Source organism: Parabacteroides sp. D25 (assembly GCF_000307475.1).
Classification (GTDB): Bacteria; Bacteroidota; Bacteroidia; order Bacteroidales; family Tannerellaceae; genus Parabacteroides; species Parabacteroides distasonis.
Map to the genome: position 1 here is coordinate 12,211 of NZ_JH976510.1, position 24,359 is coordinate 36,569.

General features: G+C 43.4%; 22 protein-coding genes. 16 read left to right on the forward strand and 6 right to left on the reverse strand.

Translation table 11 applies throughout. The features are described from left to right. The first annotated feature begins 3 nt into the window (after window positions 1-3). The 9 genes from HMPREF0999_RS20280 to HMPREF0999_RS20320 all read left to right on the forward strand — a co-directional run bounded on the left by HMPREF0999_RS20280 (window position 4) and on the right by HMPREF0999_RS20320 (window position 12,603). The gene (locus tag HMPREF0999_RS20280; protein WP_005855072.1) at window positions 4-1,728 is read left to right on the forward strand and encodes an FAD-dependent oxidoreductase; all 1,725 of its coding nucleotides are present in this window, start codon (window positions 4-6) and stop codon (window positions 1,726-1,728) included. A 284-nt stretch (window positions 1,729-2,012) separates the two neighbouring features. After that, on the forward strand, window positions 2,013-2,369 hold the full coding sequence (gene rpsF, locus HMPREF0999_RS20285; RefSeq protein WP_005865478.1) for a 30S ribosomal protein S6: 357 nt from the start codon (window positions 2,013-2,015) through the stop codon (window positions 2,367-2,369). Between the two features lie 2 nt (window positions 2,370-2,371). Continuing rightward, window positions 2,372-2,641 (forward strand): 30S ribosomal protein S18, encoded by a 270-nt coding sequence (gene rpsR / locus HMPREF0999_RS20290; protein WP_005637107.1) that lies wholly within the window; start codon window positions 2,372-2,374, stop codon window positions 2,639-2,641. A gap of 21 nt (window positions 2,642-2,662) precedes the next feature. Beyond that, a complete protein-coding gene (gene rplI, locus HMPREF0999_RS20295; RefSeq protein WP_009276783.1) occupies window positions 2,663-3,109 on the forward strand; it encodes a 50S ribosomal protein L9 in 447 nt (148 codons plus the stop codon). A gap of 135 nt (window positions 3,110-3,244) precedes the next feature. Beyond that, window positions 3,245-4,408, forward strand: a complete 1,164-nt coding sequence (locus tag HMPREF0999_RS20300; RefSeq protein ID WP_009276784.1) for an N-acetylmuramoyl-L-alanine amidase — start codon at window positions 3,245-3,247, stop codon at window positions 4,406-4,408. Window positions 4,409-4,445: 37 nt separating this feature from the next. After that, complete coding sequence (locus HMPREF0999_RS20305) at window positions 4,446-5,330, forward strand: MlaD family protein (protein WP_005855082.1); 885 nt, start codon at window positions 4,446-4,448, stop codon at window positions 5,328-5,330. A 366-nt stretch (window positions 5,331-5,696) separates the two neighbouring features. Then, a complete protein-coding gene (dnaA, locus tag HMPREF0999_RS20310) occupies window positions 5,697-7,094 on the forward strand; it encodes a chromosomal replication initiator protein DnaA (protein WP_008774487.1) in 1,398 nt (465 codons plus the stop codon). A 257-nt stretch (window positions 7,095-7,351) separates the two neighbouring features. Continuing rightward, window positions 7,352-9,892, forward strand: a complete 2,541-nt coding sequence (locus HMPREF0999_RS20315) for an adenosylcobalamin-dependent ribonucleoside-diphosphate reductase (protein ID WP_005855085.1) — start codon at window positions 7,352-7,354, stop codon at window positions 9,890-9,892. Between the two features lie 23 nt (window positions 9,893-9,915). Further along, a complete protein-coding gene (locus HMPREF0999_RS20320; protein ID WP_009276785.1) occupies window positions 9,916-12,603 on the forward strand; it encodes a 4-alpha-glucanotransferase in 2,688 nt (895 codons plus the stop codon). Window positions 12,604-12,642: 39 nt separating this feature from the next. Here the strand turns inward: HMPREF0999_RS20320 and HMPREF0999_RS20325 are convergent, their stop codons facing one another. After that, the gene (locus HMPREF0999_RS20325; RefSeq protein ID WP_005855088.1) at window positions 12,643-13,014 is read right to left on the reverse strand and encodes a polymer-forming cytoskeletal protein; all 372 of its coding nucleotides are present in this window, start codon (window positions 13,012-13,014) and stop codon (window positions 12,643-12,645) included. A gap of 91 nt (window positions 13,015-13,105) precedes the next feature. Here HMPREF0999_RS20325 and folB point away from each other — a divergent pair, with 91 nt between their 5' ends. The 4 genes from folB to HMPREF0999_RS20345 all read left to right on the forward strand — a co-directional run bounded on the left by folB (window position 13,106) and on the right by HMPREF0999_RS20345 (window position 16,980). After that, the gene (gene folB / locus HMPREF0999_RS20330; RefSeq protein WP_005855090.1) at window positions 13,106-13,474 is read left to right on the forward strand and encodes a dihydroneopterin aldolase; all 369 of its coding nucleotides are present in this window, start codon (window positions 13,106-13,108) and stop codon (window positions 13,472-13,474) included. Between the two features lie 77 nt (window positions 13,475-13,551). Continuing rightward, on the forward strand, window positions 13,552-14,988 hold the full coding sequence (locus HMPREF0999_RS20335; protein WP_005855092.1) for a monomeric [FeFe] hydrogenase: 1,437 nt from the start codon (window positions 13,552-13,554) through the stop codon (window positions 14,986-14,988). Window positions 14,989-14,993: 5 nt separating this feature from the next. Further along, a complete protein-coding gene (locus HMPREF0999_RS20340) occupies window positions 14,994-16,241 on the forward strand; it encodes a PNGase F N-terminal domain-containing protein (RefSeq protein ID WP_009276786.1) in 1,248 nt (415 codons plus the stop codon). 94 nt (window positions 16,242-16,335) lie between these two features. Then, window positions 16,336-16,980 (forward strand): MarC family protein, encoded by a 645-nt coding sequence (locus HMPREF0999_RS20345; protein ID WP_005855096.1) that lies wholly within the window; start codon window positions 16,336-16,338, stop codon window positions 16,978-16,980. 35 nt (window positions 16,981-17,015) lie between these two features. Here the strand turns inward: HMPREF0999_RS20345 and HMPREF0999_RS20350 are convergent, their stop codons facing one another. Then, window positions 17,016-17,252, reverse strand: coding sequence for a hypothetical protein (locus HMPREF0999_RS20350; RefSeq protein WP_022192094.1), 237 nt, complete (start codon window positions 17,250-17,252; stop codon window positions 17,016-17,018). Window positions 17,253-17,356: 104 nt separating this feature from the next. After that, on the reverse strand, window positions 17,357-17,767 hold the full coding sequence (locus HMPREF0999_RS20355) for a glycoside hydrolase family 20 zincin-like fold domain-containing protein (protein WP_224202054.1): 411 nt from the start codon (window positions 17,765-17,767) through the stop codon (window positions 17,357-17,359). A gap of 328 nt (window positions 17,768-18,095) precedes the next feature. Here HMPREF0999_RS20355 and HMPREF0999_RS23040 point away from each other — a divergent pair, with 328 nt between their 5' ends. The 3 genes from HMPREF0999_RS23040 to HMPREF0999_RS20370 are packed head-to-tail and all read left to right on the forward strand — an operon-like array spanning window position 18,096 to window position 20,898. Continuing rightward, window positions 18,096-18,452, forward strand: a complete 357-nt coding sequence (locus HMPREF0999_RS23040; protein WP_226769916.1) for a two-component regulator propeller domain-containing protein — start codon at window positions 18,096-18,098, stop codon at window positions 18,450-18,452. Between the two features lie 2 nt (window positions 18,453-18,454). Continuing rightward, window positions 18,455-20,440 carry a response regulator gene (locus HMPREF0999_RS20365; RefSeq protein WP_009276788.1) on the forward strand — a complete coding sequence of 662 codons (1,986 nt, stop codon included), beginning with the start codon at window positions 18,455-18,457 and terminating at the stop codon, window positions 20,438-20,440. Window positions 20,441-20,475: 35 nt separating this feature from the next. Further along, entirely contained in the window at window positions 20,476-20,898 is a 423-nt protein-coding gene (locus HMPREF0999_RS20370) for a phage integrase SAM-like domain-containing protein (RefSeq protein ID WP_009276789.1), read from the forward strand. A 94-nt stretch (window positions 20,899-20,992) separates the two neighbouring features. On the opposite strand, the gene HMPREF0999_RS20375 is transcribed toward HMPREF0999_RS20370, so the two are convergent. Genes HMPREF0999_RS20375 through mtaB form a run of 3 tightly spaced genes read right to left on the reverse strand, consistent with a single transcriptional unit; the run spans window position 20,993 to window position 24,241 of the window. After that, window positions 20,993-22,018 carry a glycosyltransferase family 2 protein gene (locus tag HMPREF0999_RS20375; RefSeq protein ID WP_009276790.1) on the reverse strand — a complete coding sequence of 342 codons (1,026 nt, stop codon included), beginning with the start codon at window positions 22,016-22,018 and terminating at the stop codon, window positions 20,993-20,995. Next, window positions 22,015-22,905 carry a lysophospholipid acyltransferase family protein gene (locus HMPREF0999_RS20380; RefSeq protein WP_005865563.1) on the reverse strand — a complete coding sequence of 297 codons (891 nt, stop codon included), beginning with the start codon at window positions 22,903-22,905 and terminating at the stop codon, window positions 22,015-22,017. Before HMPREF0999_RS20380 ends, HMPREF0999_RS20375 begins: the two co-directional genes overlap by 4 nt. A 1-nt stretch (window position 22,906) precedes the next feature. Next, window positions 22,907-24,241, reverse strand: coding sequence for a tRNA (N(6)-L-threonylcarbamoyladenosine(37)-C(2))-methylthiotransferase MtaB (gene mtaB / locus HMPREF0999_RS20385; RefSeq protein WP_009276791.1), 1,335 nt, complete (start codon window positions 24,239-24,241; stop codon window positions 22,907-22,909). Window positions 24,242-24,359: the final 118 nt, after the last annotated feature.

Consider the following 24,359-nt stretch of genomic DNA (forward strand, 5'->3'; position numbering starts at 1 on the left):
AATATGAAACGACGAGATTTTTTGACTTATAGTTTATTGACAGGAGGAAGCTCGCTTTTGCTTCCTCTTGTGACAGCTTGCCAAAAAGGGAATAAGATTTCCTCTTCCATGCCGATTGAAGGAGGAGCGAAAGTAGAGGAAATGAAAGCTGATATTGTGGTTGTTGGAGGAGGAATGGGCGGTTGTGCAACTGCGTTAGCCGCTTGTAGAAATGGTATGAATGTAATTCTTACGGAAGAAACGGATTGGATTGGTGGACAGGTTTCTCAGCAAGGTGTACCGCCAGACGAACATAAATGGATTGAGTCTGGTGGAGCTACCGCATCTTATCGAATGTATAGAAATAAAATACGTGATTTTTATCGGTATCATTATCATTTAACAGAGGCGGCTCGTAATAATCCATATCTAAATCCGGGTAATGGTGGTGTATCTAAAATATGCCATGAACCGATGGTTTCTGTGGAGGTCTTGATGGAAATGCTAATGCCTTATGTTAGTGCGGGAAAATTACAAATTTTGTTAAATCATAAGGCTCAAAGTTCCGATGTGCAGGGAGATGAAGTGTTAGCTGTTACTGTACGAGATAGACAAAATGGAGAACTTGTTACCTTGACCGCTCCTTATTTTGTGGATGCGACAGAGTGTGGTGATTTACTACCACTGACGAAGACTGAATATGTAACAGGTTCGGAGTCGCAAGAAGATACAAAAGAGCTGCATGCTGCTAAGCAGTCAAATCCTTTGAATAATCAGGCTTTTACTGTTTGTTTTGCGATGGAATACATACCGGGAGAAGATTGGACGATCGATAAGCCAGATAATTATACGTTTTGGGCTAACTATATACCAAATTTAACTCCTGCATGGCCAGGTAAATTGTTGAGTATGACCTATCCGACACCATCTACATTAAAACCTAATCATGCCGTCTGTATTCCTGATGGAACACCAACGGATGCTTTTAACTTTTGGATGTATCGTAGAATTATAGATCAGCATAATTTTCTTCCAGATACTTACCAAGGGAGCACGACTCTTGTTAATTGGCCTCAGAATGATTATATGTTAGGGAATATTATAGATGTGCCCGAGAATGAATTTCAGAAGCATGTGGATGCCGCAAAAGCTTTGAATCTTTCATTGTTATATTGGTTACAGACTGAAGCCCCACGACCAGATGGTGGTGTTGGTTGGAAGGGATTAAGGCTCCGTAAAAATTTGCTTGGTACGAAAGATGGAATGGCTAAATATCCTTATATAAGGGAGTCACGCCGCATTAAAGCGGAATTTAGAATTTTAGAGGAGCATGTGGGCGAAGAGAATAGGAAGTTGATATCAGGAGAAACAACTGCTGCTGCATTTTATGATAGTGTTGGTATTGGTTATTATCATATAGATTTGCATCCTTCTTGTGGAGGAGACAATTATATAGATTTCAACTCTCTTCGTTTTCAAATACCGTTAGGTGCTTTATTACCACAGCGGGTAAATAATTTGTTCCCTGCATGTAAAAATATAGGGACGACTCACATAACAAATGGGTGTTATCGTACCCATCCAGTAGAGTGGGGAATAGGAGAAGCTGTAGGTTTATTAATTACCTATGCCAGTAAAAAGCAAATATCCGCTCGTATTATTCGCAGCGATAAGAATATGCTAACGGATTTCCAGCAATGGATTCAAAAAGAAGGAGTCGAGATTGCATGGAAAAAAGAACTTGTGTAAATATTGTGTGTTGGTAAAAATTAGGATTGGAGAACCGTATTAATGGAATCAAGAAATGAATTCTTGTTTTGTTGATACGGTTCTTTTCTTTTTATGTCAAGAAAATGTTTTTACCTTTAGACGGGCAAAAAGAATCCCGAATGAGTGGGTATGGATTTTTTTTGCTAAAACATGTTAATAGAAAGTTTTTTCTTTTTAATAATATGTATTTGTTTGTCAGTTACGAAATAATCACTACCTTTGCACCGCAAAATTTTTTATTAATCAATATTAAACAGCGTTTTATGAACAATTACGAAACCGTTTTCATTTTGACTCCCGTTTTGTCTGACGCTCAGATGAAGGAAGCGGTAGAGAAATTCACGAACCTTCTGAAAGCTCAAGGAGCTGAGATCGTGAATGAAGAGAACTGGGGCTTGCGCAAGTTAGCTTATCCTATCGACAAGAAGACAACAGGCTTCTACCAGTTGGTTGAATTCAAGGCAGATCCTAGTGTTATCGCTACGTTGGAGTTGAACTTCCGTCGTGACGAGCGTGTGATCCGCTTCTTGACTTTCCGTCAAGACAAGTATGCCGCAGAATATGCAGCTAAGAGAAGAAATCTGAAATCATCTAAAGAAACAGTAAAGGAGAATAATTAATTATGGCAGCAACTCAATCAGAAATCAGATATTTAACTCCGCCTTCAGTAGACGTTAAGAAGAAAAAATATTGCCGTTTCAAAAAGAACGGTATCAAGTATATCGATTATAAGGATCCTGAATTCTTGAAGAAATTCTTGAACGAGCAAGGTAAGATCCTTCCGCGTCGTATCACTGGTACTTCCTTGAAGTTCCAACGTCGTGTGGCTCAGGCTGTAAAGCGTGCTCGTCACTTGGCTTTGCTTCCTTACGTAACCGATTTGATGAAATAATTAATTAAGAGGAGACAGAATATGCAAGTTATTTTGAAAGAAGATGTAGTGAATTTAGGCTACAAAGACGATATCGTAACAGTAAAAGACGGTTACGGACGTAACTTTCTAATCCCCACGGGTAAGGCAGTGATCGCTTCAGAGTCTGCTAAGAAAGTATTGGCTGAGAACTTGAAGCAACGCGCCCACAAATTGGCTAAGATCAAGGAAGACGCTCAGGCTTTGGCCGCTAAGTTAGAGGGTGTAGCTTTGACGATTGGTGCTAAGACTAGCTCTACAGGTACGATCTTCGGTTCTGTAACGAATATCCAAGTTGCTGAGGCTTTGGCTAAGGCTGGTTTTGAGAATATCGATCGTAAGATTATCTATATCAAGGAGTCTGTTAAGGAAGTAGGTAGCTATAAGGCTATTTTGAAACTTCACAAAGAGGTTTCCGTTGAGGTTCCTTTCGAGGTTGTTTCTGAATAATAGATACTTTAATATATCATGAAAGAGGGTAGTTTCGAAACTACCCTCTTTTTTTGTTTTAATTATAAAAAAAGACATCTGTCAATCAGCAAAAAAGCACTACATTTGTCTCCAAATTTGCAATAATTTTAGAAAGTGAGCAAAAAGTCTTTTCTATATATTAACTTGCTATTTGCGTTGTTTTTTTTCTTGCCCGGACTTCAGGCGAGAGAGAAGACTTTTACGGTCGTGATCGATGCCGGGCATGGCGGTAAGGACCCGGGCGCTAGAGGGGCGAATATTAATGAGAAGGAGATAAATCTCGCTGTCGCCTTAAAATTGGGTCGATTGATAGAGAATGACGCGGAGGATGTGCGTGTGATCTATACTCGTAAGACGGATCGTTTTATCGAGTTGGACGAACGTGCGAATATAGCGAACCGCAATAAGGCGGATCTTTTCGTGTCTATCCATACGAATGCCGTAAAGCGTGGAAGTACCGTGCAAGGTACGGAGACGTATACGCTGGGTTTGGCCCGTAGCGAAGAGAACTTAGAGGTGGCTATGAGCGAGAACTCAGCGATCTTGTTGGAGGATAATTATCAACAACGGTATGAGGGATTTGACCCGAACTCTTCGGAGTCATATATCATTTTCGAGTTTATGCAGAATAAGCATATGGAGCAAAGTATTAGTTTGGCTTCCGAGATACAGAAATCGTTCAGGGCTTGTAAGCGGGTGGACCGTGGCGTAAGACAGGCTGGTTTTTTGGTGCTTCGTAAAACGAGCATGCCCAGTGTTCTGGTCGAGTTGGGGTATATCTCGAATCGTCAAGAAGAGCAGTTCATGAGAACCGCCGCCGGACAAAATAAATTGGCGGAAGCGTTGTACGATGCTTTTTGCAAATATAAGAAGAATTACGATCGTCGTAAAGGAAATATTTCCGGAGCTGTCGTTGCTCCCGTAGCGAATGAGGAAACTCCGCCTCCGGGGAGCGAGGCTGATATCTTAAATAAAAAACAGCAAGCCACAAGACAGAAAAACTCAGTTTCTTCTACCACTTCCGTGAACAGGAACACGAAAGGAAAGGTTATATATAAGATACAATTCTTGACTTCCAATAAGAAGCTTCCTGCGAACTCCCGGTTATTTAAGGGGTACAAGAACGTGGATTTCTATGTGGAGAAAGGTATCTATAAATACACGTATGGCGAGACTTCGGATTTTAACTCGATCCGGAAGATGCGCCGAACGATCGCAAAAGATTTTAAAGATGCTTTCATCATCGCTTTTAAGGATGGGAAGAAGGTGAAATATTAATGATTTAGGAATAAATTATACATTATAAATAAAGGAAATGAAAAGTGTATTCACTAAAGAGGCGAAGATCGGACTTGTGACGATCGTAAGTCTGGCGTTATTGTATTTAGGCATTAATTATCTGAAGGGTATTAACCTGTTTCAACCGGTGAACCATTACTACGTATCATTCAGCAACGTAAAGGGGGTGACGATTTCCAGCCCTGTATTTGTGGATGGTTTTAAGGTGGGATTGGTTCGTGATATTATTTATGACTATGATACGACCGGTAAGATCATCGTTGAGGTTAGTTTGGAAGATAAGATGAGGCTGAATAAGGGAAGTTATATAGCGGTTGTCAATACTTTCTTAAGCGGAGCTGAGTTGCATATCCATTTGAACACTTACGTGGATGACTTTTTGAAGCCGGGTTCTACGCTTGAGGGACGAATGGAAGAGGATATGATGCAATCCGTACAGGAGAAGATCTTGCCAAGCGTTGAGAACCTTTTGCCGAAGATCGACACGATCTTGGGTAGCTTGCAAACCTTGATCGCTCATCCGGCCTTGGCTCAATCCTTGAATCATATCGAAAAAACGACTAGTAACCTAGAGGTGTCTACCCGTCAGTTGAATCAGATGTTGAGTAAGGATGTACCGGGTATCGTGAATAACTTGAAGACGATGACGGATAATTTCTCGGAGGTGAGCGCCAACTTGAAAGAATTGGATTTGGCTACAACGGTCAATTCCATCAATGCGACCTTGGCGAACTTGAAGTTGACTACGGATAAATTGAATTCGACGGATAATAGCATCGGCTTGTTGTTAAACGACAAAGGATTGTATGATAATCTGAACAGCACGATGGACAACGCCTCTAAGCTATTGCTTGATTTGCGGGAGAATCCGAAGAGATACGTGCATTTCTCTGTTTTTTGATTATGTTAAAAAATCATAGCATAAAAGACGTTATTTAGAATCATTCTAATTAGACAAAAAGTTAGGGGACTCCTGCTGATTATACGTATAAGGCCTTTAGGTAAAGTGAGATAGATACTTCCTGAGGCCTTATTCCGTCACCGGACGTCAGCGTTTACGCTTTTGTAGAGGTCTCTAAAATAAAGGGTTTTTGAACATTGGTCGATCTAAATAGCAGTAAATCAGATAGGTATTAGTAACTATCTGAATCTAAAAGGGATATTGAAAATTCATATTTACCAAACAAAATAGCACTTTTTTTTTCGGAATTAATTTCTAAACTTTGTAGTCCGAATGTAAAAAGTATTAGTGGGAGAGAAAGAAAACATGCAGACTGATTATCAAACATTGTGGAATAAGTGCCTTGCGGTCATAAAGGATATTGTGCCTAAGGCAGCTTTTGACACATGGTTCGTACCTATCGTTCCGTTATCATACGAAGACAAGAAGTTTACCATACAGGTGCCTAGTCAATTCTTCTATGAGTATCTGGAAGAGAAGTATGTTAATGTTTTGAAAGTTACATTGTATCGTGTAATCGGTCAAGGAACCATTCTTAACTACCGTATCATGGTGGATAAGACAACTGGTGGTACGGTTGATTATCCGGCGGAGAATGCTTCCACCGCTGTAAAGAAAGTCACTCCCAAGGACGCTAACAAGGCTCCGAATCCATTTATGACGACTGCTCCGCAGGATTTGGACCCTCAGTTGAACCCGAAGTATAATTTTGATAATTATTTCGAGGGTACGAGCAATAAGCTGGTTCGTACGGCGGGTGAGGCTGTTGCCCAGAATCCGGGAAAGACTACGTTTAACCCGTTGTTTATTTTTGGTCCGTCAGGAGTGGGTAAAACTCACTTATGCCATGCGATCGGAACCCGTATCCGGGAGTTGCATCCGGAAAAGAAAGTGTTATATGTATCTTCGCATTTGTTCCGGGTACAGTTTACAGATGCTATCCGTAAGAATACGACTAATGACTTCTTGAATTTCTATCAAAATATCGATGTGCTGCTGTTGGATGATATACAGGAGTTGATCGGTATGGATAAGACTCAAAATACATTCTTCCATATTTTCAACCACCTGCACCAGTTAGGTAAGCAGCTTATCTTGACTTCTGATAAACCTCCTGTGGATTTGCAAGGGATGGAAGAGCGCTTGATCACCCGTTTAAAATGGGGATTGACGGCTGAGTTGAGCCGTCCGGATCTGGATCTACGTAAAAAGATACTGAAGAATAAGATCAACCATGACGGAATCATGATTCCGGATGAGGTCTTTAACTTTATCGCTAATAATGTGACGGAGAATGTCCGTGACTTGGAAGGTATTCTCGTCTCTTTAATGGCTAATGCGGTTATCAATAATCGTGAGATCGATCTGCCGTTGACGAAACGTGTGGTTAGCCAAGCGGTTCGGTTGGAGAAGAAACAGATCTCCGTACAGATGATTCAGGAGATCGTTTGCAAGTATTTCAACTTGGAGCAATCGGTTATCCAGACTAATTCCCGTAAACGTGAGATCGTGCAAGCCCGTCAGATCACGATGTATTTGGCGAAGAAATATACGGACTCCTCTTTTTCCCATATTGGAAAGATCGTAGGAAAGAAAGACCATGCGACGGTCTTGCATGCTTGTAAGACGATCAAAGACCAGATTGAGACTAGTAAGTCTTTCCGGTCTTCCGTAGAGGAAATCGAGGTCTTGCTCAAGAACTAAATTAAGAATCCCTATATAGTAGGATAAGGACGTCTCTCTAAAGAGGCGTCCTTCTTTGTTTTGGAAGATCCGTATAAGTGTTAAGTTTTCTTTTTGGAAAACTATTTGATGCTTAGTTTTGTTTAAGTAGTTGAAAATGTGGAGTTGCAAGTTTTGTTTTGGAAAACTTTTCAATAAGTATTCTTTTTAACGTAGGGTAATTTGGATAACTGGTAAAGTATGCGTAAACTTGCAGTCGCAAAATAAATATAATAATTGTGGATCGTAAAACTTACACTTTTGACGAAGCGTTTAAGGCTTCATTGGATTACTTTACCGGTGACGAGCTCGCCGCTAAAGTATGGGTAAATAAATATGCCTTGAAGGATGCGTTTGGAAATATCTATGAGGAATCTCCGAATGATATGCATCATCGCTTGGCAAGTGAGATTGCCCGTGTGGAAAAAAAGTATCCGAATCCGTTGTCGGAACAAGAACTTTTCGACCTGTTTGATCATTTCCGCTACATCGTTCCGCAAGGAAGTCCGATGACGGGAATTGGCAATGATTATCAAATTGCCTCACTCTCTAATTGTTTTGTTATCGGATTGGACGGGCAAGCGGATTCGTATGGTGCGATTATTCGTATTGACGAAGAACAGGTACAATTAATGAAGCGCCGTGGTGGTGTAGGCCATGATCTTTCGCATATTCGCCCGAAAGGTTCTCCGGTTAAGAATTCTGCGTTGACTTCTACCGGGTTGGTTCCGTTTATGGAACGTTATTCGAATTCCACCCGTGAGGTGGCCCAAGATGGCCGTCGTGGAGCTTTGATGCTGAGCGTTTCTATTAAACATCCGGACTCGGAGGCGTTTATCGACGCTAAGATGACGGAAGGTAAGGTTACAGGTGCAAATGTATCTGTGAAGATTGATGATGATTTCATGAATGCCGCGGTTAATGGCGGTACCTATAAGCAACAATATCCAATTGATTCGGATTCTCCCGTTTATGTGAAGGATATCGATGCTTCTGGCTTATGGAAAAAAATTATTCATAACGCTTGGAAATCCGCTGAACCGGGTGTGCTATTCTGGGACACGATCTTACGTGAGTCTGTACCAGACTGCTATGCGGATCTGGGGTTCCGTACGGTTTCCACGAATCCTTGTGGCGAGATACCTCTTTGTCCGTATGATAGTTGCCGTTTGTTAGCGATCAATTTATATTCATATGTGGTAAATCCGTTCACTCCGGACGCTTATTTCGATTATGATTTGTTCAAGAAGCATGTAGGTTTGGCCCAGCGGATTATGGATGATATTATTGATTTGGAGTCGGAGAAGATCGAGATGATCTTGGCTAAGATCGACTCGGATCCGGAATCCATGGAGGTAAGACAAACAGAGCGTCATTTGTGGGAAAAGATCCAACGAAAGACTTTGCAAGGACGCCGTACAGGTGTGGGCATTACGGCGGAAGGCGATATGATTGCCGCTTTAGGTTTGCGTTATGGAACAGAAGAAGCAACCGATTGTGCGGAACTTATACAAAAGACATTAGCTTTGGCCGCTTATCGTTCATCCGTAATGTTGGCGAAAGAACGTGGTGCCTTTGAGATATTCGATGCGAAGCGTGAGGAAAAAAATCCGTTCATCAACCGTTTGCGTGAGGCTGATCCTGCTTTATATGAGGATATGTTGAAATACGGCCGTCGTAATATCGCTTGCTTAACAATCGCTCCGACAGGAACGACTAGCTTGATGACACAAACCACTTCCGGTATAGAGCCGGTATTCTTGCCGGTATATAAGCGCCGCCGCAAAGTAAACCCGAACGATTCCGAGGCTCGTGTGGATTTCGTGGATGAGACAGGCGACGCTTTCGAGGAGTATATCGTATTCCATCATAAGTTTGTAACGTGGATGCAAGCGAATGGTTATTCGGCAAGTAAGAAATATACACAAGAAGAAGTGGAGGAGCTAGTTGCTAAGTCTCCTTATTATAAAGCGACTTCCAATGATGTCGATTGGTTACAAAAAGTCCGTATGCAAGGACGCATTCAGAAATGGGTGGACCATTCTATCAGCGTAACGATCAATTTGCCGAACGATGTAAGTGAGGAGTTGGTAGATTCTTTGTATGTTGAGGCATGGAGATGCGGATGTAAAGGATGTACTGTTTATCGAGATGGTTCTCGTTCCGGTGTCTTGATTGCGACAGATAAAAAGAAGAAAAAAGAGGATTGCAACTGCATGCAACCACCGGTTATCGTATCTACCCGTCCTCGTGAATTGGATGCGGATGTGGTAAAATTCCAGAATAACCGTGAGAAATGGATCGCTTTCGTCGGCTTGTTAAATGGCCGTCCGTATGAGATCTTTACCGGTTTGGCCGATGATGACGAGGGTATCATGTTACCTAAAAACGTTTCTAAAGGTACGATCATCAAGAGCTATGATGAGGATGGTAATAAGCATTACGACTTCCAGTTCAAGAATAAACGCGGTTATAAAATGACAATCGAAGGCTTGGATGGCAAGTTTAATCCGGAATATTGGAACTATGCTAAATTGATTTCCGGTGTGCTCCGTTACGGAATGCCTATCGATCAGGTTATAAAACTGGTACAGGGTATGGAGTTGAATAGCGAGTCTATCAATACTTGGAAGAATGGCGTGGAACGGGCCTTGAAGAAATATTTACCGAACGGCATGGAAGCGAAAGGGCAGAAATGTCCGAACTGTGGGTTGGAGACCTTGATTTATCAAGAAGGTTGTTTGATCTGCACGAATTGCGGAGCCTCTAAATGCGGTTAAATAATTGACTAAATCTATATACCATGAAAGTCACTTTTAATATAAACTTCCATACCGTTTGGGGACAGAAGTTATGTGTAGTGGGCTCCATACCGGAATTAGGCTCTTGGGAACCTGCTTTGGCTAAGGAGATGAATTACTCTGGGGATGGAAACTGGAAACTGGAACTGGATCTTCCACCCGATATAAAAGATATAGAATATAGATATTTCTTAAGTGTTAATGATAAGCAGATCTTTGAGGAGTGGGAGAAGAATCACCGGATTGTATTGGATGGACAATCTGATTCTTACATCCTTTATGATTATTGGCAAATCCGTCCGGATAATCTAGCCTTTTATTCTTCGGCTTTCACCAAAAGTTTATTCGCTCATCCCTGCAATACACATGAGAGGGTCGTTAGAAGTGGAAGAAAATTGGTGATAAAGATATCCGCTCCCCGGGTGGAAAAGAATCAGTGTGTAGCCATTACTGGAAATCAAGAATGCTTAGGTAACTGGCATCCGGACAAGGCTTTATTGCTGAGTTGCGATACTTTCCCGGAATGGCATATTGATTTAGACGCTGCGGAGATACGGTATCCTTTAGAATATAAATTTTTGGTTTGGGATAATGATTCCCGTCAACCTTTGTATTGGGAGAGTGATGAGAATCGTATTCTAAGTCTTGTTCCCCAGAAACAGGGTGAGACCGTTGTTATATCTGGTCTTTACTTCCGGGATAGCTTACCGTTATGGCGTTGTGCCGGCTCGGTTATCCCCGTCTTTTCCTTGCGCTCGGAAAAGAGCTTTGGAGTAGGTGATTTGGGAGATTTACACATGTTGGTGGATTGGGCTAGAAAGACGCACCAACGTATCATTCAAGTATTACCTATGAATGATACGACAATGACCCATACTTGGGTGGATTCCTATCCGTATAGCGCTATTTCTATTTATGCCCTTCATCCCATGTATGTGGATTTATCGGCTTTGGGGACCTTGAAAGATCCGGAGAGAGCAGCTTTTTATGCAGGGAAGCAAAAAGAATTAAACGCAAAAGATACGGTTGATTACGAGGAAGTACTGAAATATAAATTGGGTTATTGTCAAGAATATTTCGCAGGGGAGGGTAAGGCCGTATTAGATACGCCGGAGTTTAAAGAGTTCTTGGCGCAAAATGAGTCATGGTTGATGCCTTACGCTACTTATTGTTTCTTGCGGGAAAGTTATGGGACATCGGATTTCTCTCAATGGCAAGGTAATTCTACTTACAATAAGACACGTGTTCGCGCCCTATGCCGGGAAGATAGTGACGCATGGCCGGAGATCTCGTTCTCTTATTTCTTGCAATATGTATTGCACAACCAGTTCAAGTCGGTATCGGATTATGCCCGTAAGAATGGAGTTGTATTGAAAGGTGATTTACCCATTGGCGTGAGCCGCACTAGTGTAGAGGCTTGGACGGAACCGAAATATTTTAATATGAATGGTCAAGCGGGTGCTCCCCCCGATGACTTTTCCATGAACGGTCAGAACTGGCTGTTCCCGACTTATAACTGGGATGCGATGGAGAAAGATAATTTCTCTTGGTGGAAAAAACGCTTCGCTAAGTTAAGTGATTATTTCGATTGTTTCCGTATAGATCACATCTTGGGATTTTTCCGAATATGGGAGGTTCCTTGTGAATATGTGCAAGGGCTTTGTGGTCATTTCAATCCAGCGTTGCCGTTCTCGAGAGAAGAGATCGAGCAGTATGGATTGAATTTTAACGAATCTCGTTTCACGACCCCACATATCAATCGACAATTTTTATCGGAATTGTTTGAGGAAAATACAGAAGAGGTGATAGGTGCTTATTTGGCACAATCCTCCTCCCGGCATTATGTGTTAAAACCGTTCTGTGATACGCAAAGGAAGATTGAGGCGTTGTTTGCGGATAAGGCGGATCCAGTTTCCCTACGGATCAAGAATGGCCTGTTTACGATTGCGAATGAGGTATTATTTCTTCGTGACCCAAGAGAGACCGATAAGTTCCATCCCCGGATCTCGGCGAATCAATCCTATATCTATCGGGAATTGAGTGGTTCCGACCGTTATGCGTTCGATCAGTTATACTGGCATTTCTTCTATCATCGCCATAATGATTTTTGGAAGGCGCAAGCGTTTAAGCGTTTGACACCGTTGGTCGCGTCCACGGAGATGTTGGTTTGTGGAGAGGATCTAGGTATGATCCCCGCCTCTGTTCCCGAGGTTATGAATAAGTTGCAAATACTAAGCCTTGAGATTGAGCGTATGCCGAAGAGTCCGCAGCGGGAATTTTCCGATATGTTTAATTTGCCTTATCATTCCGTTTGTACGACTTCTACACATGATATGACTCCTCTTCGTAATTGGTGGAAAGAAGATCCGGAGAAGACACAGCGTTATTACAACCATGTATTGCAACGGATCGGTGAGGCCCCGGATGAATGTACGGCTGAAATCGTTGCCCAGATTATTTCTAATCATTTGAAGACTCGTTCCATGCTGACGATTATTCCGTTGCAGGATTGGTTTGCTATGGATGATTCTATCAAGCGAAAGGATATAGAATCCGAGCGTATTAACGTTCCTGCGAATTCAACGCATTATTGGCGCTACCGGATGCATATTACGTTGGAACAGCTTTTGCAGGCTGATAACCTGAATAATAAGATAGTCTCGTTGATAAAAGAGGCTGGACGAAAATAAGAAAGACTAAGGGCCGTATCGAAAAGTGCGGCCCTCAGTCTATTTGTCCGCTTTCTTTTTCTCGGAACACATCGAGCAGGCTCCGTTGAACCGTGCGTTTGGTTCGATCTCTAGGGATTGGGTATATATATCTCCCTTGATAATTGCTGTTGATTTTAGAATAAGCTTTGCGCTTACTTTTACGGAGCCATCTACCTCACCGAGAATCTCAGCATTCTCGGATACGATATTGCCTGTTACGCTACCTTTGGGGCCGATAACGATCTTGCCGTTGCAACTGATGTCCCCTTCTACTTTTCCATCCAAGCGAAAGTCTGTCTCTGTGATAATATTACCCTTTATCGTTGTCCCCGCAGCCAAGGCGTTGTGTAATCCGCCTGCGGAATTTTCATCTTTTTGTTTTATTCCCATCATAATGTGTTGTTACTTGGTTGACAAATATAAGACTATTTTTTTGCAGGAAGGTTTACTTTCTATACATTTACAGATAAATTAAAAGATTATGACAACAAAGATTGAATTACGAAGGATGACATTCTATGCCTATCATGGCGTGGCACCCCAAGAGACCCGGGTTGGGAATACTTTTATCGTAGATTTGATACTGACAGCGCCGTTGGAGAATGCGGTATGGAGCGACGATTTAAGCGATACGATCAATTACGCCACAGTATATGAAACCGTGAAAGCAGAAATGGCTATCCCCTCGAGACTTCTTGAGCACGCGGCGGGGCGTATCTTGAAGGCTTTGAAAGAGAGATTTCCACAGATCACGGAGGTGGAACTTGTCTTGTCTAAATTAAATCCTCCGTTTGGCGGAGATATTCATAGTGCTTCGATAATTCTTAAAGAAAGCTTTCTTTCTGTTTAGAAACTTTTATTTACCTTCGCGTTTGTAAAGAAGTGATGCGATATACGATATACTAAAAGCACAAATACGATAACATTATGGCATTTACCAACAACGTAATGATTGTTCGTCACGGATTGCTGGCGAAGTTAGTAAAGCTCTGGAAAGAAAACCGTCTTCTAGAAGAAATAGATCGCTTACCGATCGAGTTGAGTCCCCGAAAATCGAAAGTGAGGGGCCGTTGCTGTGTACATAAGGAACGTGCCGTCTGGAAATACAAGACCTTGCCTTTGCTTGGTTTTGATATGCAGGACGAGGAAGATGAGTTGACACCGCTTTCAGAGTATGCGAAGCGTGCCTTGTTCCGCTCGGAGAATAAGAAGGAAAATATCATGTGTGTAGTGGATGAGGCGTGTTCCTCTTGTGTCTCCGTGAATTATGAGATCACGAATCTTTGCCGGGGTTGCGTGGCTCGTAGTTGTTATATGAACTGCCCGAAGGACGCTATCCGATTCAAGAAAAACGGTCAGGCCGAGATTGATCATGAAACTTGTATCAGCTGTGGTAAATGCCACCAAAGCTGTCCGTACCATGCCATCGTTTATATCCCGATCCCTTGCGAGGAAGTTTGTCCGGTTAAGGCGATCAGCAAGGACGAGTATGGGGTGGAGCATATCGACGAGTCTAAATGTATATATTGCGGTAAATGTGTGAATGCTTGTCCGTTCGGTGCTATCTTCGAGATCTCGCAAGTATTCGATATCTTGCAACGCTTGCGGAATAAGGAACAGATGGTAGCGATTGTCGCTCCGTCTATCTTAGCTCAGTTTAGCGCTCCGAAGGAAAAAGTGTATGGCGCTATCAAGTCCTTGGGATTCGAGGAAGTGGTTGAGGTGGCGCAAGGCGCTATGGAAACCACCCGTCATGAGGCGGAAGAATTGATCGAGAAATTGAAAGAAGGACAACCGTTCATGACCACTAGTTGCTGTCCGTCTTACGTGCAATTGGCCGAGAAACATATCCCGGATTTAAAGAAATACATCTCTTCTACTGGATCTCCGATGTATTATACGGCCCGTATCGTGAAGGAAAAATATCCGGATGCGAAGATCGTGTTTGTTGGCCCGTGCGTGGCGAAACGAAAAGAGGTGAAACTAGATCCGTGCGTGGATTTTACACTTACGTTTGAGGAAGTAGGTTCCGTATTGGAGGGATTGGGTATCAAGATCGAGGAGGCCCAGCCTTTCTCTGTATTATTTAACGCTGTCCGTGAGGCGCATGGCTTCGCCCAAAGTGGTGGTGTGATCAACGCCGTTAAGGTTTATTTGAAGGACGAGAACGTAAATGCCGTGCAGGTAGCCAACCTGACAAAGAAAAATGTGGCATTATTACGTGCTTATGCTAAAACCGGAAAGGCTCCCGCGCAGTTTATAGAAGTGATGGCTTGCGAGGGCGGTTGTGTGACCGGTCCTTGTACGCACGCCGATAAGACTGCCGGACAAAAGCAGCTTATTAAGGAGCTTACTAAATTCTAGACAAAATGATTAAAAAATTGGTTTTATTTGTCTCCTTGACGGGAGTTTTTCTATGTACCGCTTCTTGCGGACATAAAGAATTACCGTCAATGGGAGATTATTCCGTACGGGTATTTAATGAAACCCACGTACGTTTCGCTCCGGATGTATATCCCGCCGCTTTTAACGCTCCGGGACCGGACAGTATCTATCATTTGGTGAATGGCCGTATTATCTTGAAGAAGGTAACATTGCCGGAATATAAGCGAAACGTTTCCGTCAAACTCCGGGTTACGGTAGCTTCGAATGGAGATCGCTGGGATAAATCCGGCTCTTGTTTTGTATTGCCAAATGCCTCGGGCATTAATTTGTTGAATATCGCTAAAGGCGAGAAGGAGTTTCCTGCGGTGGATAGCGTGAAACTGGAGAAGATGATCGGTATCATCCCCGGGACGGATTATCAACCTACCGTGGAATTGATGCGTTTCATGACTCCGTTCGGAGTAGGGCATTACAGTAGTCCCGAGGATAGCTTGACGAAACATCGTAAACCTGTGTATGTCGACCATTGGGAGGATAGCGTAAGCTGGGAGCAAGACATAACCGATTTGTATCCTCTTCTGGAAGGTGGCGCTTATGTTGGGATCTTTATCGATACATGGACACTGGAAGGATACGTCGCTAGCATGACGATCGATGTGGACGAGTCCGATCTGACTTGCGACGCTTTGCCGAAGAAACATGTAGAGCCGTTGATGAATACGGTTTATTATATCGGGCAGGAATATCCGGATATATTCGCCCGGAAGGACGTGTCATTGGATTTTGATATTCCTCAAGGCGCACGTGATGTCCGTCTGAAATATATCGTTACGGGACATGGCGGTCATTCCGGTGGTGATGAGTTCGTGGAGAAACAGAATATTGTATCTGTTGATGGAGTTCCTGTCTTGGATTTTGTTCCTTGGCGTACGGACTGCGCTTCTTTCCGTCGTTTTAATCCGGCTACCGGGGTTTGGTTGAGAAAGCGTCTGGCTGCCTATATCACCGAGAAGGGTTATTCGGAGAAAGAAGTAGAGGAACCCTTGGCGTCTTCGGATCTTTCCCGCTCTAATTGGTGTCCCGGATCGGACGTGATACCGGAAGAGGTGGAGCTGAAGGATATCCAACCCGGCCATCATACGCTGACGGTGAGTATTCCGGAAGCGGCAGAAGTGGATGGGAATAAGCTGAATCATTGGTTGGTCTCAGCCTATTTGGTCTGGGATGAGTAAATAATGTGATAATATGTTATGTACCAATGTGCCAATCATGCTCTCTTCAACTAATTGGCATATTGGCACATTAGCCAATTAAAAAATTATTGATATGGAAGACTTGTTACCTTTCGCCCTATTATGTTTCACTTCGTTTTTTACGTTGACCAATCCACTCGGTACGATGCCGGTTTTCTTGACCATGACCAATGGTATGAATGACCATGAGCGGAAAGCGATTGTCCGAAGGGCCACGATCGTGTCGTTCATCACCTTGATGGTTTTTACTTTCTCCGGTCAGTTCCTGTTTAAGTTCTTTGGTATCTCCTCGAACGGCTTTCGCATAGCTGGCGGCTTTATTATCTTCAAGATTGGGTTTGATATGCTTCAAGCACGCTACTCGAACGCGAAGTTGAAAGAGGAAGAGGTGAAAACCTATGCGGATGATATATCCATTACTCCTCTGGCAATCCCGATGTTGTGCGGTCCGGGAGCGATCGCCAACGCAATCATGCTTATGGATGACGCCTCGACACTCAGCTTAAAGGGTACGTTGATTGGTATTATCGCATTGGTTTATTTTATCACGTTCTTGATCTTACAAGCTTCTACCCGTTTGGTACGGATATTGGGAGAGACTGGAAATAACGTGATGATGCGTTTGATGGGATTGATACTGATGGTGATCGCCGTGGAATGTTTCGTAAGCGGATTGAAGCCTATCTTGATCGATATCTTGCGTGAGGCGATGGGCTAACAAATTACCAGACCAGCTTCTTTCTGCGATGGGCGCTAAATATTGGAATAACCTTTTTTATCCTCATCGCAATCGGAGATATTTGCTTTCCAGATAAGTAGCTCTGCTTGGAACGGGAGATACGATATGATATCATGGGTGTGTGTTGTTCCGTTTGAGATCGTGATCTTCTTGGATTTAGCATACAGGTTCATATCCTTCATTTTTTGCTGTCCTTCAGGTGTCGTATCATGAACTTCTTGTGTGAAATGAAGTCTGTTTATTTTTAACATGGCTAGGTGATCGATTAATTCTTTGAGATTATCCTTCGAGATGAGAGTGAAAGGTGTGTGTATTGCCACGGTCCGATTGCTGTATCGGGGGCCATCTAGTATGGTCATTCCCGGTACGTTCCATTGAATATCTCTACCTGAGTTGGGCTGTTTATTGCTGGAGGAAGCAGAAAACGTAAGGTTTGCGTTGCGTAAAAGAAACCTTTTTGTCCGGATGCTTTTATTAGAATACAAGAGGGGGCTATATTCAGTTTATAATGTTCGGCCGCTAGTTCTCTGTCTGTGCGGAATATGATATTGGCTCGTTTGTCTTGTATTTTTATTTCCGGGGTGAATCCGGCGGAAAGCGTGAACAGATCGGTCAACTCCCGAGCGATCATAGCCTGTTTTTCATTTTCTACACTGATGAGGGTTGCCTTGTTGAATGTGAAATCACCTTTGTCTGATACACTTTGCAAGGGGAAAGGAATGATCTCCGGTTTTTCGTCCGGAAGGAAACATTTTACAAGTATCATAACCAAAATAATAAAATATATACCCGTTGTACGTAACATAAGAATAATTTTTAATGATATGCTTTTTTGTTTAATTTTTCACTTGCTGCAAATCTATGCTTTAAGGATATTTTCTTGAGTCCAAAATCGTCCGTGAAAATTCAAAAAACGTTTTTTTATACTCTGCAAGCCTTATATTTCGGACGATTTAGTGTTTTTGCCGAACAATGGGTGATATACAACTATGCGAGTATTTTGGAAGTTTTTACAATTATATCTATTGCTGTTTTTAGTGTGTTTAACAGAGTCTCTTTATGCAGCTCCTAGGTATTATTTTAAACAAATTTCTTTGGAAAACGGATTATCGCAGTCTTCCGTAAAATGTGTGCTGGTAGATGAAAGAGGGGTTATGTGGATTGGTACCCGATTTGGGTTGAATCGTTTCGATAGGGAAAAGATTACCGTTTATCAGGAGGAGAGGGAGAATCCGCATTCTCTTCCTTATAATGATATAGTTTTTTTGGAGGAAGATGCGGAGGGAAATATTGGGGTAGGAACCAGTTGCGGATTGGCATATTTCGATCGTGGTACTTTCCGGAACCTGCTTTTGAGTCTTCTTCCGGTAATATTTATATTTCTGGAGTGGAAGGGCTGGTTAGGATACGGCCCGGCTATGACATTCATGAGGAAGAGGATTTTTCTGTGAGCATGATTAATTTGGCTTTAGATGGGTTACCGATTCATCCTGATGGTATATCCGGGGAACAGGCTATTTCCATTCCGTGGGATTATGTTTCCCTTGGGTTAAGTGTTATCGTGAAAGAGAAGGATTTGATGCGGAAGAAATTATTCCGTTTTTACATCAAGGGAGACCGTGAGGAGTTGTTGGAGACTTCAAGCCATGCGTTTACATTTCCGGCGCTTTCTCCGGGCAACTATGAATTATGGGTTTCCTATAGCAAGAAGAATGGAGACTGGAGTGTTCCTTTGAGATTATTGACGGTAGATGTGGAGCCTCCTTTGTGGAGACGCGCTTGGTTTCTGATCGCGATGGGGGTGATCGCGTTTGCGGCAATTGGAGGGATGATCTGGTCTGTTATGCGACGCAAAGAACGGAAACTTGCTTGGGCCATGAAAGAACATGAACGAAAGTTTTATGAGGAAAAAGTCCGTTTCATGGTGAACATCAGCCATGAATTACGTACGCCGCTTACTTTGATCTATGCTCCGCTCAAACGTTTGCTGAAATCCGGAAAGGTGACGGATAAAGATGTATCCCGGCAATTGGATGGTTTGTTGTTGCAGACTTGCCGGATGCGGGAGATCGTCGATATGGTGCTCGATGCCCAGAAGTCTGATACGAACGGCGATGTTATGGATATTCGTTTTTACGATCTTAACGATTGGATACGATCGGTAACGGATGATTTTATCATGGAATTCGAAGCCCGTAGGATTTCTGTGCGGTTCCAGTTGGATGCTTCGGTAGAGAAAGTACCCTTTGATACTTCCAAATGCCGTGTCGTTTTATCTAATTTATTGATAAATGCGATGAAATTCAGCGATCCGGATACCTCATTAGTCATTGGTACGGAGCGTATGGATAAGAATGTGCGGGTTTTCCTTGCGGACCAGGGAATCGGATTGAGACATGTGGATATAAACCGTCTTTTTACCTGTTTTTACCAAGGTGAACACGACCGTAAAGGGAGTGGGATCGGGTTGGCTTATGCCCGGAAACTTATAGAGTTGCATGGCGGAAGTATAGGTGCTTACAATAATGAGGATGTAGGTGCCACTTTCTATTTCGACCTTCCTTTCACGCAAGCGTTTGCTGCCGCGGAACCGGATAGCGTTATCGATTTAAGCGTGAAGGGCACTGACAAGCCGGAAACAGATGTGTGCGGGGTACAGGTAGATACGGAGCTTGCTAAATATACATTGTTGGTGGTTGAAGATGAGATAGAGCTGCGTAACTACTTACTCGGTGTCTTGCAGGCAGAGTTTAAGGAGGTTTTTGTAGCCGGAGACGGGGAAGAGGCTTGGGAAATCTTGGGTCAATGTCAGCCGGATATTGTAATCAGTGATGTCATGATGCCTCGGACTGATGGTTTTGAGCTGTGTTACCGAATCAAGAACGACGTAGCGGTTAGCCATATTCCTGTGGTTCTGTTGACCGCAAGGGTGGATCAAGCAAGCTCGGTAGAGGGGGATAAATCAGGGGCGGATATCTATTTGGCGAAGCCGTTTGATATAGATTCCTTGTTGGTGATTCTGCGGAATATATTAAGACAACGAGACCTACTTCGTGTGCGTTATCGTGAGTCCGGTTGTCTATTCTCTCCAAAAGAGGATGCGACAAGCAATGCGGACGAACAATTCATGTGTAAATTGAATACGTTGCTTCGGGAGAACTTGAGTAATCCGGATTTGAATGTGCCTTTTATCGCCTCTGCGATGGCGATGAGTAGAACGACGCTTTATAGCAAGTTCAGTCATTTGTCGGATGTCTCGGTTGGTGATTATGTGATTCGGTTTCGTATGGTCGAGGCTTCTCGGTTGCTTTCATCTCATAAGGATATGAGTATTCAGGAAGTAGCGGACCGTGTCGGTTTTTCCAGCGCTCGTTATTTTAGTACGGCTTTTAAACAAAGCTATGGGGTCACTCCAACCGAATATCGTCGAAATAATTAAGTGTTAGTTGCCGATCTCCAAAAACTGAAACCGGAATGTTGGACTATTTGAGAAAAGAGATTGGACTCCTTCATGATAGCGGTCAATTCAGTACTTCCCGTAATTATTTACGAATATTGAACAGCTTTTCCTCTTTTTTAGAGAATTGTGATATACCTCTCACCGCATTAGACTCCGATACGGCTTGCAAATATGAGAAATGGCTATGGGGAAGGAGAGTGAGTAAGAATAGTAGCTCATTTTATATGAGAATCTTGCGTGCCGCTTATAATAAAGCTGTACAAGAGCAACTTGTGGAGCAAGCTTTTCCTTTTCATGAGGTATATACCGGGATCGCCAAGACATCGAAACGTGCCGTTAGTGAAAAGACCATTTTGAAGTTGCAGAGACTTGACCTGTCTTATTCATTGGCTTTGGCTCTCTCCCGGGATTTCTTTTTTTATCGGGTGGTTTTTTGATATCCATTTTACAGGGATTGATACTTAAAATCTTATATATTTTTTGCGAACCGGTCTTCTTTTCTCCTTAGGGGAAGTAAGAAGGCCGGTTTCTTTATCGTCTATCCTTTATCACTTTGAATGTCCTCTTCCCTTTTAGATAAAATGCCAGAATTAAACTGTCCCGCATAAGTTCCGGGATGGTGCTCAGTGTTCTTTTCTCCAGATTCTCTTTACGCTTAGGCGTATATTCCGGTTTGAGTTGGTGATAGGCTTTCCGTGCCTCATAAACAGCTTTGGCGTTCGCGAAATGTCCTTCCAGCAGGAACTTTGCGGCGGCGATATAGTCTAGCCAAAAGCGGACACACATCACATGCTTTAGATCTTCTTCCCGGGAATTCTTGTAAAGCATCAATAAGCTGTTTCGGAAATTCAAGAAAGTCTTGCGGGGACTTTCCGCGTTCAAGGTGGCTCCACCGACATGGTAAACGATGGATTGTGGGACGCATATCAACCGATATCCCCGGGAACGTAAACGCCAACACATATCGACCTCCTCTTGATGTGCGAAGAATCCGGCATCCAATCCCCCGACTTCCTTATACGTAGCCGTGCGAACGAATAAGCAGGCTCCTGTCGCCCATAAGATATCGGCGGGAGTGTCGTATTGTCCCTCGTCCTTTTCCACGATATGCAAGATTCTCCCCCGACAAAATGGATAGCCGTATTTATCAATGTATCCTCCGGCCGCACCTGCGTACTCGAAGTATTCTTTATTTCGTTGAGCCCGTATTTTGGGTTGGACACAAGCGATTGACGGATCAGAGTCGAGAGTGGAAATCGGGGCATCTAACCAATTGGGAGTAACTTCTACGTCGCTGTTTAATAAAACGCAATATTCATGGTCGAGCCTTTTGAGCGCTTGATTATATCCTTCGGCAAATCCGTAGTTCTGGTCGAGGCAGATAATGCTGACCGTGGGGAATTTTGCTTTCAACATCTTGATCGAGTCATCGGTAGAACCGTTGTCTGCTACGATAACCTCCGCCCATTCCGGAGAGTTGGATACGACGGAAGGAAGGAATTCCTCCATTAGCTTTCTTCCGTTCCAGTTTAAGATGACAATCGCTACTTTTTTCATCCTTGTTGCTCGTGTTTATGTTTCCAACGTTTATGGGTCCATAGCCAGTAAGCCGGATCACGCAAGATCATTTTCTCTAAAAGTCGTGCGTATCGCTCGGTGATGTAATTCTCCGGAGTCTCTTTTGGATTCTCCGTAATCAGCTTCATGTCTACGGTGTAATATCCTCTTTTTACCTTTTGGGTATCGAGGAAGATCACAGGCAGGTTCAGTTTCCGTGCGATACGCTCCGGACCGGTTAATATGGCTGTATCTTGATGAAGGAACTCGGTCCAATAATGCAGGTTGGCCTTGCTGGGTGTCTGGTCCGCCAAGAAGATGACGACTGATTTGGTTTTGTCTTGTTTTAACTTGATGATATCCCGTATCGTATCGTTTTTCTTGATGCCGAAAGAACCGAACTGTGTCCTGAGATCGGCGAATAGCTTATCAAAGGCCTTGTTGTTTAACGGACGGTATATCTGATAGATGCGTGAGTCCTCGAAACGGGTGGTCGATCCGGAGAACCATTCCCAGTTGCCATAATGCCCCATCGTGAGGATGAAGCAAGTATGGCCTTTCTCCATAAGTTGGTCAACCAATTCCGGGTTCTTCAGATAGGCTCGCTGTTGTATCTCATCCAGAGAGATATGGGCCAATTTAATCGTTTCCACGATATAATCGGCGAAATGATGGTAGAACCGGCGTTCCAACTGACGCCACTCAGCCTTGGATTTATCCGGGAAAGAGGCGGTTATATTACGGCGCACTACTTTTACCCGGTATCCGGCTATCTTATAGATAAGGACATATAGGATGTCTGATAACACGTATAAAGCCCGCATGGGAAGTAAGGCGTGTACTTTTACCCAGCTATAAAGAAAGGCATATTGTATTTTATCCCACATCTCAGTTGACGGTTGATGATTGATTGTTGACTATTAATGCGGTGCGATCCTCATTCCAGCCGCCTAGTACGACTTTGCGGGTCTCATTGACCAAGGTGGCATCATAAGGGATTTCTACCTTTATATAGTTCTCGGTGAAACCGTGCATCTTGCCGTCTTTCTTGGTATGCTCGAATAAGACATTCGCTTCCTGTCCGATATGGGCCTCATAAAAGGCATGTAGTTTCCGATCCGAGATATCCAAGAGTTGTTGGCTGCGTGCATGCTTGGTCTTCGGATCTACCACGTGATCGATCTTCAACGCTTGGGTTCCGGGGCGTTCCGAATAGCTGAACACGTGAAGTTGGCTTATATCCAAACTGCCTATGAATTGGCGTGCCTCCTCGAAGTACTCGTCTGTCTCGCCACGGGTTCCAACGATTACGTCTACGCCGATAAAGGCATGCGGCATTACTTCCTTGATCTTTTCGATCTTATGACGGAAAAGGGCGGTGTCGTAACGGCGGCGCATTAATTGCAAGACAGCATCGCTGCCGCTTTGTAAAGGGATATGGAAATGAGGTGCGAAACGTTTGCTGTGAGCCACGAAGTCTATTGCCTCGTCGGTAATCAGATTCGGCTCGATGGAAGAGATACGATAGCGTACGATTCCATCTACCTCATCCAAAGCCCGGATTAAGTCGATAAAGGTCTCGTCGGTACTTTTGCCGAAGTCCCCGATATTCACGCCTGTCAATACGATCTCCTTGCCTCCTTTACGTGCGACTTCCTGCGCCTGTTCCACCATGCTGGCGATCGTCCCGTTCCGGCTTCTTCCGCGGGCGAAGGGTATGGTGCAATAAGAGCAATAATAATCGCATCCGTCTTGTACTTTCAAGAAATGACGGGTACGGTCGTCCGCCGAGCAGGAAGGGGAGAAGGAACGTATATCCTTGCTTTGTGAGGCGATAACCGCTCCACCATTTTCTTTCTTCTCTAGGTTCTCCAGATATTGAAGGATCTCTAATTTCTGTTCGGCGCCAAGAACCAAGTCAACGCCTTCTATATGGGAGACTTCCTCCGGCTTCAACTGTGCGTAGCAACCGGTCACCACGATAAAGGCACCGGGGTGTTGTTTACCGATCCGGCGAATCGCTTGCCGGCATTTCTTGTCGGCTAGTTCCGTTACGGAGCAAGTATTCACCACGCATATATCCGCTTTTTCACCGGGGCGCACCTTGCGTACCCCTTGTTCGGCTAATAGCTTTCCAATGGTAGAGGTCTCCGCGAAATTTAGTTTGCAACCCAGCGTATAATAAGCGGCCTTTTTATTGTTAAATACGGTCTGATCTATCATTTTCGATTTAGTTAGAGTGCAAAGGTACTAATTAAGCCCGGATTAGTAAAGAGTTCGGATTGAGATGGACTTAAAAACTCTTTACTATTGCATAAATAGTTTTCCGGAAGCTTATCTA

Bases quoted from the DNA above. Each gene is read 5' to 3' on its own strand.
- HMPREF0999_RS20325 (WP_005855088.1), bottom strand. From the start codon at position 13,014: ATGGGAATAAAACAAAAAGATGAAAATTCCGCAGGCGGATTACACAAC.
- mtaB (WP_009276791.1), bottom strand. From the start codon at position 24,241: ATGATAGATCAGACCGTATTTAACAATAAAAAGGCCGCTTATTATACG.
- rpsF (WP_005865478.1), top strand. From the start codon at position 2,013: ATGAACAATTACGAAACCGTTTTCATTTTGACTCCCGTTTTGTCTGAC.
- HMPREF0999_RS20340 (WP_009276786.1), top strand. From the start codon at position 14,994: ATGATTAAAAAATTGGTTTTATTTGTCTCCTTGACGGGAGTTTTTCTA.
- HMPREF0999_RS20305 (WP_005855082.1), top strand. From the start codon at position 4,446: ATGAAAAGTGTATTCACTAAAGAGGCGAAGATCGGACTTGTGACGATC.
- HMPREF0999_RS20335 (WP_005855092.1), top strand. From the start codon at position 13,552: ATGGCATTTACCAACAACGTAATGATTGTTCGTCACGGATTGCTGGCG.
- HMPREF0999_RS20375 (WP_009276790.1), bottom strand. From the start codon at position 22,018: ATGAAAAAAGTAGCGATTGTCATCTTAAACTGGAACGGAAGAAAGCTA.
- rpsR (WP_005637107.1), top strand. From the start codon at position 2,372: ATGGCAGCAACTCAATCAGAAATCAGATATTTAACTCCGCCTTCAGTA.
- HMPREF0999_RS20370 (WP_009276789.1), top strand. From the start codon at position 20,476: ATGTTGGACTATTTGAGAAAAGAGATTGGACTCCTTCATGATAGCGGT.
- HMPREF0999_RS20365 (WP_009276788.1), top strand. From the start codon at position 18,455: ATGATTAATTTGGCTTTAGATGGGTTACCGATTCATCCTGATGGTATA.
- folB (WP_005855090.1), top strand. From the start codon at position 13,106: ATGACAACAAAGATTGAATTACGAAGGATGACATTCTATGCCTATCAT.
- HMPREF0999_RS20350 (WP_022192094.1), bottom strand. From the start codon at position 17,252: ATGTTAAAAATAAACAGACTTCATTTCACACAAGAAGTTCATGATACG.
- HMPREF0999_RS20280 (WP_005855072.1), top strand. From the start codon at position 4: ATGAAACGACGAGATTTTTTGACTTATAGTTTATTGACAGGAGGAAGC.
- HMPREF0999_RS20355 (WP_224202054.1), bottom strand. From the start codon at position 17,767: ATGATACTTGTAAAATGTTTCCTTCCGGACGAAAAACCGGAGATCATT.
- HMPREF0999_RS20380 (WP_005865563.1), bottom strand. From the start codon at position 22,905: ATGTGGGATAAAATACAATATGCCTTTCTTTATAGCTGGGTAAAAGTA.
- HMPREF0999_RS20320 (WP_009276785.1), top strand. From the start codon at position 9,916: ATGAAAGTCACTTTTAATATAAACTTCCATACCGTTTGGGGACAGAAG.
- dnaA (WP_008774487.1), top strand. From the start codon at position 5,697: ATGCAGACTGATTATCAAACATTGTGGAATAAGTGCCTTGCGGTCATA.
- rplI (WP_009276783.1), top strand. From the start codon at position 2,663: ATGCAAGTTATTTTGAAAGAAGATGTAGTGAATTTAGGCTACAAAGAC.
- HMPREF0999_RS20345 (WP_005855096.1), top strand. From the start codon at position 16,336: ATGGAAGACTTGTTACCTTTCGCCCTATTATGTTTCACTTCGTTTTTT.